The organism is Paenibacillus lutrae, assembly GCF_009757775.1.
In the GTDB taxonomy this organism is placed as follows: domain Bacteria; phylum Bacillota; class Bacilli; order Paenibacillales; family NBRC-103111; genus Paenibacillus_F; species Paenibacillus_F lutrae.
Genome location: NZ_RHLK01000016.1, coordinates 39,441 through 55,719 on the forward strand (window position 1 = coordinate 39,441; position 16,279 = coordinate 55,719).

Here is a 16,279-nt window from a genome sequence, read left to right on the forward strand (position 1 = left end):
TTAAGCTCCTTTAATCGTCGCCATCGGCGTGCATTTAGCTACCACCTGAGCAAGCTCCGCACCTACGACGCTCTCGATTATTTGATCCACATCTTTATAAGCTTGCGGAGACTCATCCAGGATAGACTCTAACGATTTCTGGTTAACCACAATCTCATCCTCCGTGCCTACGCGCATAACCGATGCAAATTCATCTACGGTGACCAGTCTTTTCGTCGCACTGCGGGAGCGGATACGGCCTGCTCCATGACAAATGGAATGAAAGTTCGATTTGCCGGGCGAAGATCCTACCATAATATAAGAGGAGGTACCCATCGAACCCGGAATCAGGGCCGGATGTCCGGTTAAGCGATAAGGTGCCGGATTATCCGGATGGCCTGCCGGCAGAGCCCTTGTTGCTCCTTTACGGTGAACGAAATAAGAATTCCCCTCCGCCTCTTCCTCCCATGCGTAGTTATGCATCAGATCGTAGAGAGTTTTCATCTCGAATTTGGAGCCGAAGATATCTTTACAGCCTTCACGAACCGCATAAGCGATGAGATGGCGGTTTACGACCGCATAATTAAGGGCGGAATACATGAGGTCCACATAGTCACGGCCAAGGGGATGAGACAGCGGCGCGAATAACAGCCGCGGATCGGCTGTTCCCAGACCTTCCGCCCGCATCATTTTAGCCAAGTCGCTGCTGCAATATTGGTTGACCGATCCTCCCCAGGCGCGTGATCCGGAATGAATCATCACGATGATTTGCCCATCGAACAAGCCCCACGCTTCGGCAATTTCCCGGTTCTCCGCTGCTATTTCTACGGACTGTATCTCCACAAAATGATTTCCTCCGCCCAGTGTACCGAGCTGACGGTGTGAACGGTGCCACACATTGTCCGGAAACCGGTTTAAGGCATTCTCATCGAAACGAAACTTGCTGCACTCCACATGTGTGAGAGAAGTCGCTTTTCGCGGTGTATAGCTGTCCGGAATATATTTTTTCGGCAGGCCATGCAGACCTTTTTGGACCACATGCTCCAGACGTATATCCGAGAAGTGCCCTCTTGCATGCGCTTCGACAGGCAGATAGGACTCGATGGCTTTAATCAGCTTTCTCCGCAGTTTAACTTCTTTCAGCTCATCCTTGTGAAGACTAGTTAAATGTACCCTCATGCCGCATCCGATATCGCTTCCCACAATTGAAGGCGAAACATAACCATCGTGTGTGTTCCACACGGCTGTCGTTCCAATGCAGGTCCCGACTCCCACATGAACATCCGGTGTATAACTCATGTATACGCCGTTTGGTATTTGCAAATTGTTATTGGCCATTTCGAAGACTTTATAATCTAACGACTCGTACAAGGAAGGTGCAGCATAGACATGCACGGTTCCCGCAGGAACCTTCACCTGACGGTAATAATTTTCTTTCATAGACGGATCTTTCCTCTCTTTTTCCCAAAAATAAATACAAAAAAACCACGGACCTGTTGTCCATGGCTGTCTGTGCCTGAATTAACGGAAATCCGCCTCGTGGCGGACGCCGATATTATTCTCACATGGCCCCGTTGAGGCCGATGAAATGGACTTTCTTCTGTATGGTTATAGAATCGCGCGGAATAAAGAACATGGATCTCGGCCTCCCTTCATTGATTTAAAAGTATCATACGAGCTGCTGCTAAGATTTGTCAACCATAACGGGGCGGAAAAAATCATTATAATGAAAGTGTCTATCTTCCAAAATGTTGGAGAATCCGCTGAATGTTGTTCGAATGAGCCAGCGGTTCGGATAAGAACGAAAGTTGTGAAAACGAATGAAATCAACCGGCGATAATTAGAATTCCATAGGATACGCTATGCCGGCATTCACCGTGATTTTGAAGTACACCCCGCGTTTTTGTTATACTTATTTCCGTACATACGACTTATCATTTCGGAAAGATTCCAGGAGGACGTACAATGAAAATATATGTGGTTCTTTCTTTTGACGGAGAAACAATGGAGAATGTCTATGTGGGCACGGATGAGGCCAAAGCCTTGTCACTTACGCCGGCTGACTTCGAGAATTGTGATGCCTTGTTCGTAGAAATTTGGGAGAACGAGGAGAAAATCGACGATTACCGGCTGATCCAATAATTCGCAGCTCTGGAAAGACACTTCAGTGATGTCTTTTATTCTTTTTTGTAAAGAAGTCAACTCACTTAGTCGACTGGTTAGAGCTGATTATTGTCCGCCAAATTCGATGAAACCCAAGCTTTTACAGACGTGACAGGAGCCTGCTCCTGATACTGCTTACGGATATGGCTTATGAATAAGTATGTACAGAGAGTCGTTCGTTACAAGAACCGTTCCGGATCCCTCTTTCACAAAGAAACCCCAGCCGCAATAGGCTGGGGTTTTGACATTTCAATGCCATTAAGTTTCCAGTTTGTTCTCGCCCGTCTGGAGTGAGGCGCTTTTCTTCTGCGTGATGATCACAACGATCTGCGCCGCCAAAGCGGCAAGCCCTAAGCAGCCTGCCGCAACAGGAAGCTGCGAAGGCGCCAATCCCGCTAACAGAACGAACCCGCCCAGCGCGGAACCTACAGCGCTCCCCAGATAGTTGGCGGAGCTGTTGAGCGCTACTGCCGCTGCGCCGTGCTTGGGCTGCTGCAGCAGCAGGATGTGCTGCTGGGGCGCCTGAGAAGCCCAGCCCATTGCCCCCCACAGCACGAAAGGCAGGAAGGCCAGCAGAGAGTACTGCAAGCCCAGCGGTATAGCGAACATGGCGGCTGTCATTACGGCGAGTATGCCCACCATAAGCAGGGCGGGTTTGCCCGTCCGGTCTATCAGCGTGCCGATGGAGAAGCTGCCCACGACACCTCCGATCCCCCACGCCCACAAGTAAGGCGTAATATTCTTGATCTCAGCCAGATCAAGTAGAATGGAAGCTACATACGTATACAGGCCAAGGCTGGCTACGCTGGTAACAAAGGTGATCCCCACCGTAGCCGACACTCTTCCGCTCGTCAGCATAGCCAGACGCTGACGTACCGATGGAGGCGCCGATGCAGGGAAGCTGGGGAACCTGAGAATGATACCGGCCAACGCGATTACGCCCAGCAGCGTAACGGTCCACAAAGTCCCGCGCCAGCCGATTTGCTGGGCGATAAGCAGGCCGACCGGCACTCCGATAACGGTCCCCATACTCATACCGCCCAGGATGGTGCCCAGCGCGCGTCCTCTATTCTCTGCGGAGACAAGGGAGGAAGCCGCTGCCGCCGCAAGCGGGGAATACAGACCCGCACCGATCCCCGCTACCGCCCGTGACACGAGCAGCAGGGAGAAGCTGGTAGCCAGCGCGGTGGCCGCATTAGCCACCGAGAAGATAATGAGTGCCCACACCAGAATCCGGCGCACCGGTTTGCCGGCAAGCAGCGTCGCGAATACCGGTGCCGCAAGCGCGTAGAACAGGGTGAATACACTGACCGCCTGCCCCGCCTCCGAATCGCTGATTCCGAAGACAGAAGAGATATCAGGCAGCAGACCGGCTACAACGTAAGCATCAAATCCAAGAGCAAACATGCCTAACGTAAGAAGAAATACTTTCTGCATAGCGACCCCCTCTTCTTTTGTATCACCTTACTAATTTTATCCTATTCATCCAAGTCGCTCCAAATTAGTCTCGTCATAATAGCTCTCACGTTCAGAGCCGACTACATACTGCATGGGACCGATTGTCCTCGCGTTACGATCGACTGCATTCAAAAGTTTCTGAAGCTTGATCGACGTTTCCAGATTGGCAAACGGTTGGGAAGGCTCGCTACCGCTGGCTGCATACCCGGTTACATCCTCTACAAGTCTCACCAGTTTACGGATCGTACTGAGTTCCGCCTCCGTTTCATCCACCTCCGTCGTCAGATCCAATATCACTTGTTCCCCGGAGCTGGTTTTCTGCCAAACTTTGAGCTGATCCTTATCCCAGACGGGTGTGTCGTAGACGGCAGTGGCATAGATTAGCTTGTTGTCTGGCGAAGCGAAGACGAACTCCACTTCTCTCTTCCTGATAATCGTAACGAAGCTGCTGTAGCCGGTAACGGCTGCACCATTCAAGGAGGCGATTATCGCTGCACTGTCGAGCACATCCGGACCCGATATCGAAAAGTCCGAACGGACACCCTGCACTTGTTCTAATTCCAGTGCCGAATCCGGATCCGCAATCCACTGCACCAGATCAAGCGGATGAATAATTTCACTGATTACCCCGGTTGTCGGTCTATGATCGTGGATCCGGTCTTTGCCCCAGTAGAAATTGGCCCGTATTAACCGGAGATTATTCTTAGCCACATAATTCTTCAGAGCAACGGTTGCATCCGAGTATCGTTCCACCAGATCCAGACAGAACCCGCTCGTCCGTTTAAGCCGTGTCTGGAGCTGCTCAAGGTCATCACTCGGCTTAGTCAGAGGCTTCTCACAAATGATGAAGCCCTCGTACCCCTCCAAGCTGTTCAACACCTCGATATGGCTGCCGTCACTAACACTCACCACAACGATGGCCGGTTTAAATTCCGCCAGCGCCGCTTCAACCGTACGGAAAGACTTTATGGCTGCCCTTCGGGGGCTTCTGTTCACATAGGCAAGTTCAACCGGATGCGCATAGGCATTTTTCTTATTGAGATGCTGGAATGCTTGCTGGAACCGGGTCCCGGCATAACCTAAACCGATGATTAAGACATTCACGAGTATTGACTCCCCCGTTCCTTACGAAATGGATTTGATTAAAAGATCTTCGCCCGATTCTGCAAATCCGAGCTTTGTATACAAGCTTTTGGCTATTTCGGTTGTTTGCAGCACCACTTTTCCCACTTCCTTCTCGTGGAACCAATTCAGAATGTACTGCATGATGCTTTCCGCGTATCCTTTGCGGCGCTGCCCGGGATCCACGACAACCGTCTGAATCCAGCCGACACGTCCATTCAGACATCCTTTCATAGGAGCCCTTTCATCAATAATTCCTATTGCGCAAGCCGCTGAATCAGAGGAGTCCTTCTCTCCCGCAACGGCAATGAGGATGTTGGGATTCCCGTGCAGATGAGTCGTGAGCCATTGCCGGTAACTGCTCTGCCATGCCTCTTCATCCTCTTCCGTTCTGGATACGTAGTGCCCATTTCCTTGACTTAACAACAATTTTCGAAGTTCAATGAGTCTCGGGATATCACTCCATTGCGCTCTTCGGATTACAATCGTTAGCGATGTCTGCATAATTGGTGATCACTCCTATGGCTCACACGGACTTTTTAGGTTGGCTGGAGGGCAAGATGCCGGATCTCATAATACTCGAATACTTCTGATAAACCTTCCACGAGACTTCGGATATGGGCTTCTGTATGATTGGGTGTCACATTGACACGGAAACGTTCTGTGCCGACCGGCACCGTAGGAGAATTAATCGGCTGCAAGTAAATACCATGCTTATCGAGCAGCCGCCGGGCTGCGTTTTTGCATTTCTGGGCTTCCCCGACCAGGACGGGCAGAATATGCGTCTCACTCGATTTCATAACCGGAATGCCTGCTTCCGCTAATGCTGCTCTCAGCAGAGCCGTCTTGGCATGAAGAGCGCTGCGTTCCGAGTCGGACTGCTTCAAATGAGCAACACTGACACTGCAAGCAGCCACGATAGCCGGCGGCAGGGATGTCGTAAAAATAAATCCGGAAGCAAACGAGCGAACGGAATCTATCAGCGGCGCCGAAGCGGTAATATAACCGCCGATCACGCCGATTCCCTTGGCCATCGTGCCTTGAATAAAGTCGATTTCACCGGCCACCCCGAGATCGGCAGCGATTCCGGCACCCCGGGGACCGTACATGCCGATGGCATGCACTTCATCAAGAAAAGTAAGCGCATTGTACTTCTTCGCAAGCGCCGCTATTTCCCGGATAGGCGCAATATCTCCGTCCATGGAATAGACCGATTCGAAAACAATAATTTTGGGACGGTCCGGGTGCTGCGCAGCTAATAATTGTTCCAGATGAGCCACATCGTTATGTTTAAAAACAGCCTTCTCCGTCTTTGAGCTCACAATGCCGTTAATAATGGAAGCATGATTCAATTCATCCGAGAATACGATGCTATCCGGAAAAATCCGTGCTAAGCACTGCAGCGTTGCGTCATTGGAGCCGTATCCGGTCGGAAAGACCAAGGCCGATTCTTTTCCGTGCCATTCTGCGAGTGAGGCTTCCAGCTCCTCATAATAGTGGTGAGAGCCACCGATATTCCGCGATCCGCCAGAGCCTGCGCCGTATAATTCGATCGCTTTATGCATGGCCTCGAGTACGACGGGATGTTGTGACATGCCTAGATAATCATTGCTGCACCATACAACAACCGGGTGTTCAGCTTTTTTGTTTACCAGCGCCATCGGATAATTGTGGTTGAGCCGGTTGATCGTAACGAATTCCCGGTATTGACCACTCGCTTTCAATTGATTAACTTTTCTCTCAGCAATCTGCGTGTACATGTACATCCCTCCCGAATCCATTTTTGTGGATAACTAGAATATATATCCAAGTATTATTATAGGATAACTAGTTTATAGGCTGCAATAGCACAATGGCACTTAACCAATCCATCTATTTTATGGAAACGGTGTCAGTTTCACTCCTTCTGCACGTATAAAGAGCAGATTTGAAGTAGCGTATGCGACGACAATTAGAAAAAGCCGCTATTAGCGGCTCTTACTGCTTACCTGTTACGAGGACTATTCTACTTTGCAAAGCCCGCATCCCTTGGGATAAGCCTCCCTATATAACACAAATTCCTTTAATCGAATTATTGAATCTTAAACAGACCCGTTGATCGGCCAAAATAGATTGCTCGGCCCTACCTTTTCCAAAATCGCATTTTCTATTAATCTCCGTAACTCATTTCACATCGAGATAGTTTGTCAGTCAAAGCTAGGATGGAATTAAGCAAAGCATTACAGATGCGCCTGTAAAATAATCGATGTTTCAGACCGACTCGACACTGAATACATCCATATGAAGCCGGAAGGCCTCTATCTTCAGTTTTTCTGAATCACGCTTGGATTTTGTCCTGTAATCACCATAAAAGTGCACCCCCTAGAATTCATCGGAATAACCATAGGTTTCCAATGTCTATTCTTAGGGGTGCACTTCATAAGGAATACGAAATCATTAACGCAGATGCCTGCACGCTTCTCCAGATAAACGATAAATTTCCCTGGTTTATAAAGCTTCCACTTCATCCTTGCGCGCACTGCCGGCGTTCCATTCCGACTTCCGTTCTCCCCGCAAAGGTTTGGTAAGAAACACGAGCTTATCATCCGGACCCAGTTCTTTTTCCAAAAAAGGATGATATCCCTTGCGTTCATAGTATGGAAGAAGCCACGGGTGTTTGCGCGACGTCGCCAGAGTTACGCCTGAAGCAAGCAAAGTCTCGCGCACGACCGACTGCTCGACATAATGCAGCAGCTTGTTTCCGATGCCCCTGCCCTGCAGATCCGGACTCACGGCAAACCAGTAGAGAAACGGATAAGCCGTCACTTCTTTTAAATATTTCAGAGAAATGGTGGCAGATATTTGACCGTCAATCTCCAGAACATAGCAATTGTTCTCCGTAATATTATCCCGAACCTGCTGCAGATCTGCCCGCGCCGCAATAAACTGTATCCCGAGTTCCCGTATGGACTGATAGGCGCCCAGGATTAACTCCAGCAGCTTCTCCGCGTCTTCCGATGTCGCCAAACGATAAGTTTCGTTCACTCCAATCCTCACCTTCCCTGTAAGAGATATATGCAAAGAGGTTTTTACTTGCATAAACAATCAACCGCTAATTTACGCCACTCCTCCACGGTTGTAGACATTGAGCCTTTTTTCCAGCAGAGATGTCAGTTGTTCGGCCAGAAGGGTAAGCCCCCAATATATAAAAGCGGCGGCTATAAAAGCTTCAAGGAACTTTAAATTGGAAGTAGCCACAATGTTGGCCCGGCCGTTAAGATCTTCAAGTGAAATGGTAAACGCTAGGGACGATCCATGCAGCAGGCCGATAAATTTGTGCAGCAAATTCGGCAGACTTCCCATAAGCGCCTGCGGGAGAACAATCCGCCTTATTCCCTGCCAAGTCGTCATTCCGACGGAATATGCCGCTTCCAGCTGCCCCCGGTTGACTGAGAGAATACCTGAGCGGATTGCCTCGGACATGTAGGCGCCCGAATTGATGGAGAAAGCTACCAGAATAAAAGCGACGAGCGGGATGACACTGGAGCGGACATTCCAGCCGTATGTTTCCGCCAGATTGTCAAACAGCAGGGGAACTCCGAAATAAATGATCATGATGTGCAGCAGCAAGGGAGTTCCGCGTATAAACGAGACATAGAATGCCGCCAGATGATGAATTCCTTTCACCTTATAAATCCGGATCAAGGCGATACCTATGCCAATCACAAAACCAAACAGCAGCGGCACGACGGAAATAACTAAGGTCAAAGGAAGCGCCTGGAGAATATCGACAAACGCTTCTATGATGAAGAGCGGGTCAAGCTGAATCGGAATCTCCTCCTTCCATTCCCGGCCGGCTTCAGATTCTTCGGCTCATGATCTGCGGAACTTTCGTGCCGCCCCAGTCTTTTCTCGGCCAGCGAGAACAATTTCTCAAGCAGCAGGCAGACCGCATAGTAGATAAGGGCCAGGGCCAGATAAATTTCCAGATAATGATTGGTCGTTCCCAGTGTGTCCGCCCGGCCTGACATATCCATCACTCCAAGCGAGAAGGCCAGCGACGTATCTTTCAGGCTGGAAATAACCAGATTGCCGATGTTCGGGAAAGCAATGGTCATCGCTTGCGGGAGAATAATGCGGGTAAACGCCTGCGGTCCAGTCATACCGACTGCATATGCTGCCTCGACCTGTCCCCGGTCTACACTGCCCACTGCCGCGCGGACAATTTCGGAGAAGAAAGCGCCGATATGCAGGCCATAGGTCAGGACGACAAATACTAGCGCATGCACGGATGACAGATCGATGCCGACTCCCAGCAGCAGCTGGGGAACGCCGTAATATACCAGGAACAGCTGGATCAGGATTGGCGTCCCCCGCATAAAGGATACATAGACGGTCACGATTCTTCCGAGCACCGGAACCTTGTACAAGCGGATCAAAGCGAGCGCAAACCCGATCACGACTCCGATCAGCAAGGAGACCACAAGAATGAACAAGGTTACATGCAAATAAGCTAACAGTTTTGGAAGAAACGTCCATACAAGACTGATATCAAATGCTTTTCCCATCCCACTCCCTCTTTCTACTCGCTGACTGTGTAGTCGGCTCCCAGCCACTTCGTGCTAAGTTTGCTCAAAGTTCCGTCTTTCTTGATGGCCCGAAGCGCTTCATCGACTTTCTCCTTCACCTCTGTCCTTTCTTTTTGAAGAATAAAATAAACCTTGGAATTCGAAATCGCTTTTCCTACGATTTTCTGCTGGGAATCGATGGTCTCATTCCGCTGTTTGACCGCAAACTCCGTGGAAATCGTCGCGTCTACACGGCCTGATTTTAATTGCGCGATAATGTCGTTCGTGCCGCCGCTGCCTGAATATACGATCTGGATGGCATTATTGTTGGTCTTGTTATAATCCTGCAGGAGCACGGCCGCATTGCTCGTCGCGCCTACCATCACTTTTTTGCCCTTCAGATCATCGAGGGATTGGATATCCGTCCGGTCTTTATGAACGACAACTTGGTTCGGGAAAATATTATAAGCTTCGTCATTAAAAAGAAACTTCGCTTTCCGCTCTTCATTGACTTCCATCTGATGCGCAATCAGATCAATTTTCTTCGTTTCCAGGCTCAGCAGAAGGTTGGAAAAATCCATCGTTTTAAATTCAAACTCATACTCCGGCAGCCGCTTGTCTATCTCCCGGATCAGTTCCACATCGTAGCCGGTCAGATTCCCCTTATCGTCCAGAAAGCAAATATTCGCAAACTGCGTACCGGTTCCGACTACGATTTTTGTGACGGCGGGTGCCGCAGAGTTTCCTCCCGGATTAACTTTTGCCGCCGTGTCTTTAGCGGAATCAGCGGCGCACCCGGACAATAGAGCAAGTGCAAGCCCTGCCGATGCAATCATCATTCTTGGTTTTGTTTTTGTTTTTGTTTTTGTCTTTGTATTCGTCGTTGTCATTGCAATAACCCCTCCAACCCGATTTGAATGTCAAAACAATAAAAAGCCGCTGTCTCTGAAACCAACAGCGGCTTTTGGTTGACCAATCAGCCCGATATTTTTTCCTCTTATTCCTATAAACATGCTTGGTTTTGAGAATGTATAAATCGTATCATCGGCCTTTACATGCGTCAACGCTGGATAGATTTCTTCTATTCACCGATTGATTTATTCGATAGTAGAGATGAAAGAGATAGAAGAGCCAGAAGAACCAGAAGAGAACATTCACATAAGATCATTTCAAAGCGGATGATGGCACGCGGTTTCATGTTCTTCACCAACCCTAGACCATTCAGGCTCAATTTCCCGGCACAATGCGGTAGCCGACGGGCAGCGCGTATGAAACCGGCAGCCTGCGGGCGGATGAGCCGGTGATGGAATCTCTCCGCTCAAGGGTAAGGCCTTACTCATGCGCCTCGGATCTGCTAGCGGAATAGATGCCAGCAGTGCAGCCGTATAAGGATGAGCAGGGTGCCGGAACAGTTCGTCGCTCGGTGCAATCTCCACGAGTCTTCCGAGGTACATGACGCCTATGCGGTCCGACATATGGCGGACTACACTCAATCCGTGGCCAATGAAAAGATACGTAAGCTTCTCTTTGCTCTGAAGCTCCTGCAGCAGATTCAGAATCTGAGCCTGCACAGACACATCAAGAGCGGACACCGCTTCATCCGCCAGGATGAATTTCGGCTTCAGCGCCATCGCACGCGCAATGCCGATCCGCTGGCGCTGGCCGCCCGAGAATTCATGCGGATACCGGTCCGCTGCCGATCGGGGCAGGCCGACGTCGTGGAGCAGTTGTTGGACTCTTTCCTGGCGTTCTTTGCCGCGGAAGCATCCGTGTACCGCATACGGCTCCCCGATAAGTTCACCGACCGTCCAGCGAGGGTTCAGGGAACCGTAAGGGTCCTGGTAGATGACCTGCATCTGACGCCGGGCCTCTCTCATTTCCTTCGAAGGCAGCCGGCCGATGTCTCTTCCTTCGAAGAAAACCTTGCCTTCCGTCGGCTTATCCAGCCTTAATAGAGACCGGCCCAGAGTCGATTTGCCGCTGCCGGATTCTCCGACAAGCCCGAACGTTTCTCCTGCCAGGATGGTGAAAGAAACACCATCCACCGCATAAATCCGGCTCCGCGGCCGCCTTAGTAAGCCGCCTCCCGCTTCGTAGATTTTGCGGAGTCCTTGGACATCGAACAAAACCTCCCCCCTCCCGGCGGCTTCTTGTTCAAGTCCAGGCAGCTTCACGGACTGGCGAACTTCCCCGGCTGGTTGTACGGGAATAGGGTTTATATCCCTACTGGTGAAGCTCGAAATAGCCGCCCGTTCCAGCAGGACTTCTTCATTCACTACTTCCTTCAGGCTGATGTTATTAGGAGGGAGCGGCACATCCGTGCACACCGCTTCCACTTCCCTGCCCGCAGAAGATAATACGGCTGGACCCGCTGGGTCCCACCGCTTCGTTTCCAGGTACTCCCGCTCCCGCTGCCGGGCCTCTTCCAGCTCCTCCGCCAGCCAGCAGGCTGCCTGGCTGTCCGCATACATTCTCAAAGGAGGCGCCGATTGGACACAAGACGGTACCGCATGCGGACAGCGGGGATGGAACCGGCAGCCGCCGGGCAGGTCCGCCAGTGCCGGAATCGTGCCCTCGATAGAAGGCAGCTTGGATCCTCTCGGAATGTACGGAGTCGTAAGGGAACGCAGCAGCCCTTGGGTATAGGGATGCAGCGGCCGCTCATACAGGACTTCCGAACGGGCTGCCTCGATAATTTTCCCGGCATACATGACCGCAATCCGGTCAGCCATCTGGGCGGCGACCCCCAGATCATGCGTCACCAGGAGGATGGACATACCCGTCTCCTCCTGGAGCTCCTGAAGCAGCTGCAGAATTTGTGCCTGCACGGTAACATCGAGCGCGGTTGTCGGCTCATCCGCAATGAGCAGCTCCGGGCCGCAGGAAAGCGCCATCGCGATCATAGCGCGCTGCAGCATCCCTCCTGAGAGCTCGACCGGATACTGCTTCATCCGAAGCTCCGGCTCGGGAATGCCGACGCGAGACAAGAGATGAACCGCATGATCACGCGCTTCTTTTCGGGAAAGACGGGTGTGCTGGAGGATCGCATCCATGATCTGCCTGCCTACGGAAAATACAGGATCAAATGCGGACATCGGCTCCTGAAAGATCATCGCGATTCTTTTGCCGCGGATCGTACGCATTTTCTGCTGGCTCCAGCTAGTAATCTCCGTCTCTCCTAGACGAATGGAACCCTGCGTAATTCGGCCTTTCTCAAATTCGATGAGCCGCATGATCGCTTTGGACAGGATCGTTTTGCCGCTCCCGGACTCACCGACCAGGCATACCGTTTCCCCCCGCTCAATGTGCAGCGTTAAATCCGAGAGAGCCGCCAGAGTTTCTTCTCCTTGGATGAAATCTACGGATAACCGGTCGATCTCAAGCAGAGCTTCACCCATAATCAGTTCCCCCTTTTGTTCAATTTATCTACTATACACGGCCGATTTGGGATCAAGAATATCCCGCCACCGGTCTCCGAGAAGATTAACGGCAAGGACGAACAAGGTAATCGCCAGACCCGGAAAGGTTGCATTCCACCAGGCGACGGTTAAATAACCTCTGCCCTGCGACAGCAGCGTTCCCCAGTCCGGCACCTCTTTTAACACGCCTAAACCAAGAAAACTCAGAGAGGACCCTACAAGAATGGAAGAACCAATGGAGATGGTGGCCATAACAAGCAGCGGAGATACCGTATGCGGTATAACATGCTTCATGAAGATATGTAAGTTCCCTGCACCTATAGAATGAGAGGCTGTTATGAAAGGACGGTTCCGGACACTCATAATCTGGCTGCGCACCACCCTTGCGAATTTGGGCACGATCGATACACTGACGGCTAGAACGATATTAAACAAGCTTGGACCCAAGGCTGCCGCAATAGCAAGAGAAAGAAGCAGACCGGGGATGGTCATCAGTACATCGGTCAGCCGCATAAGAATGGTATCTATCCAGCCGCCTGCATACCCCGACAGGCTTCCGATTATTGTTCCGACCGTCGCTCCGAGCAGAACAGAGCCGATTCCGATGAAGAGAGAATCCCTGCTGCCATAGACCATAACGCTGAAGACATCCCTTCCGAAATAATCCGTTCCGAACAAATGGGAGGCGCCGGGTGGTTGGAGCAGAATATCTGCATTCATTTCAGTCGGATCATAAGGAGCGATCCACTGCGGGACAAGGGCACAGAGACCAATTCCGGTTACAATAAGCAAAGCGGCATAATAGAGAACATCCGCTAACGGAATCAACCGTGCTTTTCTCCTCCATTGTTTTCCGCTGTCTGCATGTTTATCGAGCGCAATATTTTTGACCCCGGCCATACTTTTCATTGTTCCACTCCCTTCCTTCGTTTTCAGCGTATCTGCATCCCTTATCTGGATGAAGCACGCTTGACTCTGGGATCAATGAGGGTATAGGACAGGTCGACCAGAAGATTAATCAGCACATAGATGATCGCTGTAAAAAAGACAACACCCTGCACCACCGGCAGGTCCTTAGCCATAATAGCTCCTCCAAGCAGGCGCCCGATCCCCTGGCGGGAAAAGACCGTTTCGATTACGACTGCGCCTGCCATCAGTTCCCCGATTTGTATACCGATCATCGTTAAGGCCGGAATCAGTGCACTCCTAAGCGCATGTTTGTACAGGATGATTCTCTCCGGCAGCCCTTTGGATCGCAGGGTGGTGATGAAAGGTTCATTCATAACGTCCAGCATAGAGCTCCGGACCATGCGGACGATAAATCCGGAACCTACGAGACCAAGAGCGAGTGCGGGTAAGACCAGCGATCTCCATCCCTCGGAGCCCATCGCCGGGAACCAGTCCAAATGCACAGAGAAAATGAGAATAAGCAGTATGCCGGACCAGAAGGTTGGCATCGAAATCCCGAAGAGAGAAATTACTCGTGCCAGCAGGTCAATCACTCCGCTGCGGTGAACCGCTGACAACACTCCGAGCCAAATTCCAGTCAGCAGCGCGATCAGTGTACCGGCAGCAGTAAGAGCGGCGGTTGCGGGGAACTGCTCCAGAATTTTGGGCAGCACGGGATCCTCATTCACGATAGACTTCCCGAAATCACCTCTCAGCAAATCGCCGGCATACTGAATGAACTGCATGAACACCGGCTGGTCCAGTCCGAGCTGATGCCTTAGATTGGCAGCCGCTTCAGCTGTAGTGGTTGTGCCGGCCAGCATAATCAGCACCGGATCGCCCGGGAGCAAATACAGAATAAAGAAGACGAGTACGGACGCTCCGGCTATAACCAGCATGGACGAGATTATTCTACGGATGATGGCTAGAGCCATTTGCGTACCTCCTTCCCTTGTAAGAATTTTATTCGGACAAGGTTACATCGTAGAAGATCGGATAGCCCAGTGAGTCAAACTTCAGACCGTTTACAGATTTCCCTGCCGCTACGGTATAAGGAAACACATAGACCGGGAAACCGTAAGCATTCTCAATAAGGTAGGTTTGCACTTTCTTGTACACTTCTTCCCGCTTCTTCGGGTCCTGCTCCCGCAGCCCTTCCTCCAGCCACGCGTCTACCTGGGGATCGGATTTGTGGGTATGGTTATGGCCCCACTTCCCTGAGCCCGGAATGGCATTGGTATGGAAAAAGCTCCGCAATATATCCGGATCACCCGATACGTTGCTGATACCTACAAGATCGTTCGTTCCTTTCACCATCAGGGCAGTCGTGGTATCGGCCAGAATCTCGACTTCAACCGCGATGCCGACTTTTTTCAGCTGCTGCTGGATCATCGCAGCAATATCGTTGCGCTTCTCGCGGTTCGGTGAGGTGTCGATGTAATGAATCGACAGCTTCTTACCGTTCTTCTCGCGGATTCCGCCGGATCCGCGAGTCCAGCCGATTTCATCGAGAAGCTTATTCGCCTTCTCCGGATCGTACTTTACCGCTCCTTCCAGCGCAGAATTATAACCGAGTACGGATGGAGTCAGCGGAGACCAGGCTTTCGCATAGGTTCCCAGATACAAGGTCTTCACAATCGCTTCAAAATCAATCGCCGCCTGCACCGCTTGACGCGCCGGAAGCTCGTTCCATGGCGCGTGATCCTGATTAAGCATCAAAGTGAAGGGGATACCGGCCGACTCTGCCTGCAAGAGCTTAACCGAAGGATCGTTCTTCAGCGAAATAAGGTTCTGGGGCGGCACGGTCTCCCCAGCGGAAACCTGACCGCTTTGGACACTTCCGATGCGTGTAGCTTCTTCCGGTATGATTTTGAAAATGAGCTTATCGAGGTAAGGCGCTCCCTTGTTATCCGCCAAGACCGGAGCCCATTTATAATCCGGATTGCGTTCCAGTGTGATCGCATTGTTCTCGCTCCAGCTTACAAACTTGAACGGGCCGGTTCCGACCGGGTTTTTGGTCAGCTGGTCTTTGTGCTTGTCGGCAGCGGCAGGCGACACGATTCCAAGGAAAGCCTGGCTTAAGGAACTCAGGAAGGCGCTGTAGGGAGACTTCAGATTGATTCTGACCGTATACTCATCCACTACTTCGGATGATTCATAAGGGCCAAGCAAAGTAACGGCGAATCGTGACTTCGTTGCCGGATTAACGACGCGGTCAAAGTTTGCCTTTACAGCCGCCGCATTAAAGGGAGTGCCGTCATGGAATTTAACATCCTGACGCAGCTTGAATGTATACGATTTGCCGTCCGGAGATACGGTCCACTCGGCTGCAAGCCACGGCTGAATCGATTTATCCGGCAGTTGGACGACAAGACTGTCATAAATAGAGCGCATAACCCGGTAGTCAAGTGCAGCGGGTACCACATTTGGATCCAGCCCCGTCGGAGATCCGGCCAGCGCATAGGTGAAAGTGCCGCCAATTGGGGAGGCGTCTCCGTTGGAAGATCCTTGTTGACCTATCTTTTTATTTACGGGTGTCGTCGAAGCCGTGCAGCCCGCAATTAGAACACACAGGGTCAGAATCGCCGGCCCGGCCATTCCAAAGTATTTACGTCTCCTTACCGGTATTGTCATTGTTCATTC

General features: G+C 51.1%; 14 protein-coding genes. 1 reads left to right on the top strand and 13 read right to left on the bottom strand.

Annotation, left to right across the window (positions count from 1 at the left end; all coding sequences use genetic code 11):
• Positions 1–1,419, bottom strand: a complete 1,419-nt coding sequence (locus tag EDM21_RS20505; RefSeq protein ID WP_157338289.1) for an RtcB family protein — start codon at positions 1,417–1,419, stop codon at positions 1–3.
• Positions 1,420–1,944: 525 nt separating this feature from the next.
• On the opposite strand from EDM21_RS20505, the gene EDM21_RS24655 reads away from it, so the two are divergent.
• A complete protein-coding gene (locus EDM21_RS24655) occupies positions 1,945–2,121 on the top strand; it encodes a hypothetical protein (RefSeq protein WP_166542108.1) in 177 nt (58 codons plus the stop codon).
• A gap of 279 nt (positions 2,122–2,400) precedes the next feature.
• Here EDM21_RS24655 and EDM21_RS20510 read toward each other — a convergent pair whose 3' ends face one another.
• The 12 genes from EDM21_RS20510 to EDM21_RS20565 all read right to left on the bottom strand — a co-directional run bounded on the left by EDM21_RS20510 (position 2,401) and on the right by EDM21_RS20565 (position 16,270).
• A complete protein-coding gene (locus EDM21_RS20510; RefSeq protein ID WP_157338290.1) occupies positions 2,401–3,579 on the bottom strand; it encodes an MFS transporter in 1,179 nt (392 codons plus the stop codon).
• A gap of 45 nt (positions 3,580–3,624) precedes the next feature.
• Entirely contained in the window at positions 3,625–4,704 is a 1,080-nt protein-coding gene (locus tag EDM21_RS20515) for a Gfo/Idh/MocA family oxidoreductase (RefSeq protein WP_166542109.1), read from the bottom strand.
• 21 nt (positions 4,705–4,725) lie between these two features.
• Complete coding sequence (locus EDM21_RS20520) at positions 4,726–5,226, bottom strand: GNAT family N-acetyltransferase (protein WP_157338291.1); 501 nt, start codon at positions 5,224–5,226, stop codon at positions 4,726–4,728.
• Positions 5,227–5,261: 35 nt separating this feature from the next.
• Positions 5,262–6,482, bottom strand: coding sequence for a 5-aminolevulinate synthase (gene hemA, locus EDM21_RS20525; protein WP_157338292.1), 1,221 nt, complete (start codon positions 6,480–6,482; stop codon positions 5,262–5,264).
• Positions 6,483–7,209: 727 nt separating this feature from the next.
• Positions 7,210–7,746, bottom strand: a complete 537-nt coding sequence (locus tag EDM21_RS20530; RefSeq protein WP_166542110.1) for a GNAT family N-acetyltransferase — start codon at positions 7,744–7,746, stop codon at positions 7,210–7,212.
• A 72-nt stretch (positions 7,747–7,818) separates the two neighbouring features.
• A complete protein-coding gene (locus EDM21_RS20535; RefSeq protein ID WP_166542118.1) occupies positions 7,819–8,529 on the bottom strand; it encodes an ABC transporter permease subunit in 711 nt (236 codons plus the stop codon).
• Positions 8,502–9,269 (bottom strand): amino acid ABC transporter permease, encoded by a 768-nt coding sequence (locus tag EDM21_RS20540; RefSeq protein WP_157338295.1) that lies wholly within the window; start codon positions 9,267–9,269, stop codon positions 8,502–8,504. Before EDM21_RS20540 ends, EDM21_RS20535 begins: the two co-directional genes overlap by 28 nt.
• Before the next feature lie 14 nt (positions 9,270–9,283).
• On the bottom strand, positions 9,284–10,108 hold the full coding sequence (locus EDM21_RS20545) for a transporter substrate-binding domain-containing protein (protein ID WP_420850684.1): 825 nt from the start codon (positions 10,106–10,108) through the stop codon (positions 9,284–9,286).
• 330 nt (positions 10,109–10,438) lie between these two features.
• On the bottom strand, positions 10,439–12,667 hold the full coding sequence (locus EDM21_RS25110; protein ID WP_235918296.1) for a dipeptide ABC transporter ATP-binding protein: 2,229 nt from the start codon (positions 12,665–12,667) through the stop codon (positions 10,439–10,441).
• Between the two features lie 24 nt (positions 12,668–12,691).
• Complete coding sequence (locus EDM21_RS20555) at positions 12,692–13,597, bottom strand: ABC transporter permease (RefSeq protein ID WP_157338296.1); 906 nt, start codon at positions 13,595–13,597, stop codon at positions 12,692–12,694.
• A 41-nt stretch (positions 13,598–13,638) separates the two neighbouring features.
• Entirely contained in the window at positions 13,639–14,571 is a 933-nt protein-coding gene (locus tag EDM21_RS20560) for an ABC transporter permease (RefSeq protein WP_157338297.1), read from the bottom strand.
• Between the two features lie 28 nt (positions 14,572–14,599).
• On the bottom strand, positions 14,600–16,270 hold the full coding sequence (locus EDM21_RS20565) for an ABC transporter substrate-binding protein (protein WP_235918297.1): 1,671 nt from the start codon (positions 16,268–16,270) through the stop codon (positions 14,600–14,602).
• Positions 16,271–16,279 lie beyond the last annotated feature (9 nt).

What these genes read in the sequence shown, in the direction of transcription:
- EDM21_RS20565 (WP_235918297.1), bottom strand. Translation starts at nt 16,270, where the DNA reads ATGACAATACCGGTAAGGAGACGTAAATACTTTGGAATGGCCGGGCCG.
- EDM21_RS25110 (WP_235918296.1), bottom strand. Translation starts at nt 12,667, where the DNA reads ATGGGTGAAGCTCTGCTTGAGATCGACCGGTTATCCGTAGATTTCATC.
- EDM21_RS20520 (WP_157338291.1), bottom strand. Translation starts at nt 5,226, where the DNA reads ATGCAGACATCGCTAACGATTGTAATCCGAAGAGCGCAATGGAGTGAT.
- hemA (WP_157338292.1), bottom strand. Translation starts at nt 6,482, where the DNA reads ATGTACACGCAGATTGCTGAGAGAAAAGTTAATCAATTGAAAGCGAGT.
- EDM21_RS24655 (WP_166542108.1), top strand. Translation starts at nt 1,945, where the DNA reads ATGAAAATATATGTGGTTCTTTCTTTTGACGGAGAAACAATGGAGAAT.
- EDM21_RS20555 (WP_157338296.1), bottom strand. Translation starts at nt 13,597, where the DNA reads ATGAAAAGTATGGCCGGGGTCAAAAATATTGCGCTCGATAAACATGCA.
- EDM21_RS20505 (WP_157338289.1), bottom strand. Translation starts at nt 1,419, where the DNA reads ATGAAAGAAAATTATTACCGTCAGGTGAAGGTTCCTGCGGGAACCGTG.
- EDM21_RS20545 (WP_420850684.1), bottom strand. Translation starts at nt 10,108, where the DNA reads ATGATGATTGCATCGGCAGGGCTTGCACTTGCTCTATTGTCCGGGTGC.
- EDM21_RS20560 (WP_157338297.1), bottom strand. Translation starts at nt 14,571, where the DNA reads ATGGCTCTAGCCATCATCCGTAGAATAATCTCGTCCATGCTGGTTATA.
- EDM21_RS20510 (WP_157338290.1), bottom strand. Translation starts at nt 3,579, where the DNA reads ATGCAGAAAGTATTTCTTCTTACGTTAGGCATGTTTGCTCTTGGATTT.
- EDM21_RS20540 (WP_157338295.1), bottom strand. Translation starts at nt 9,269, where the DNA reads ATGGGAAAAGCATTTGATATCAGTCTTGTATGGACGTTTCTTCCAAAA.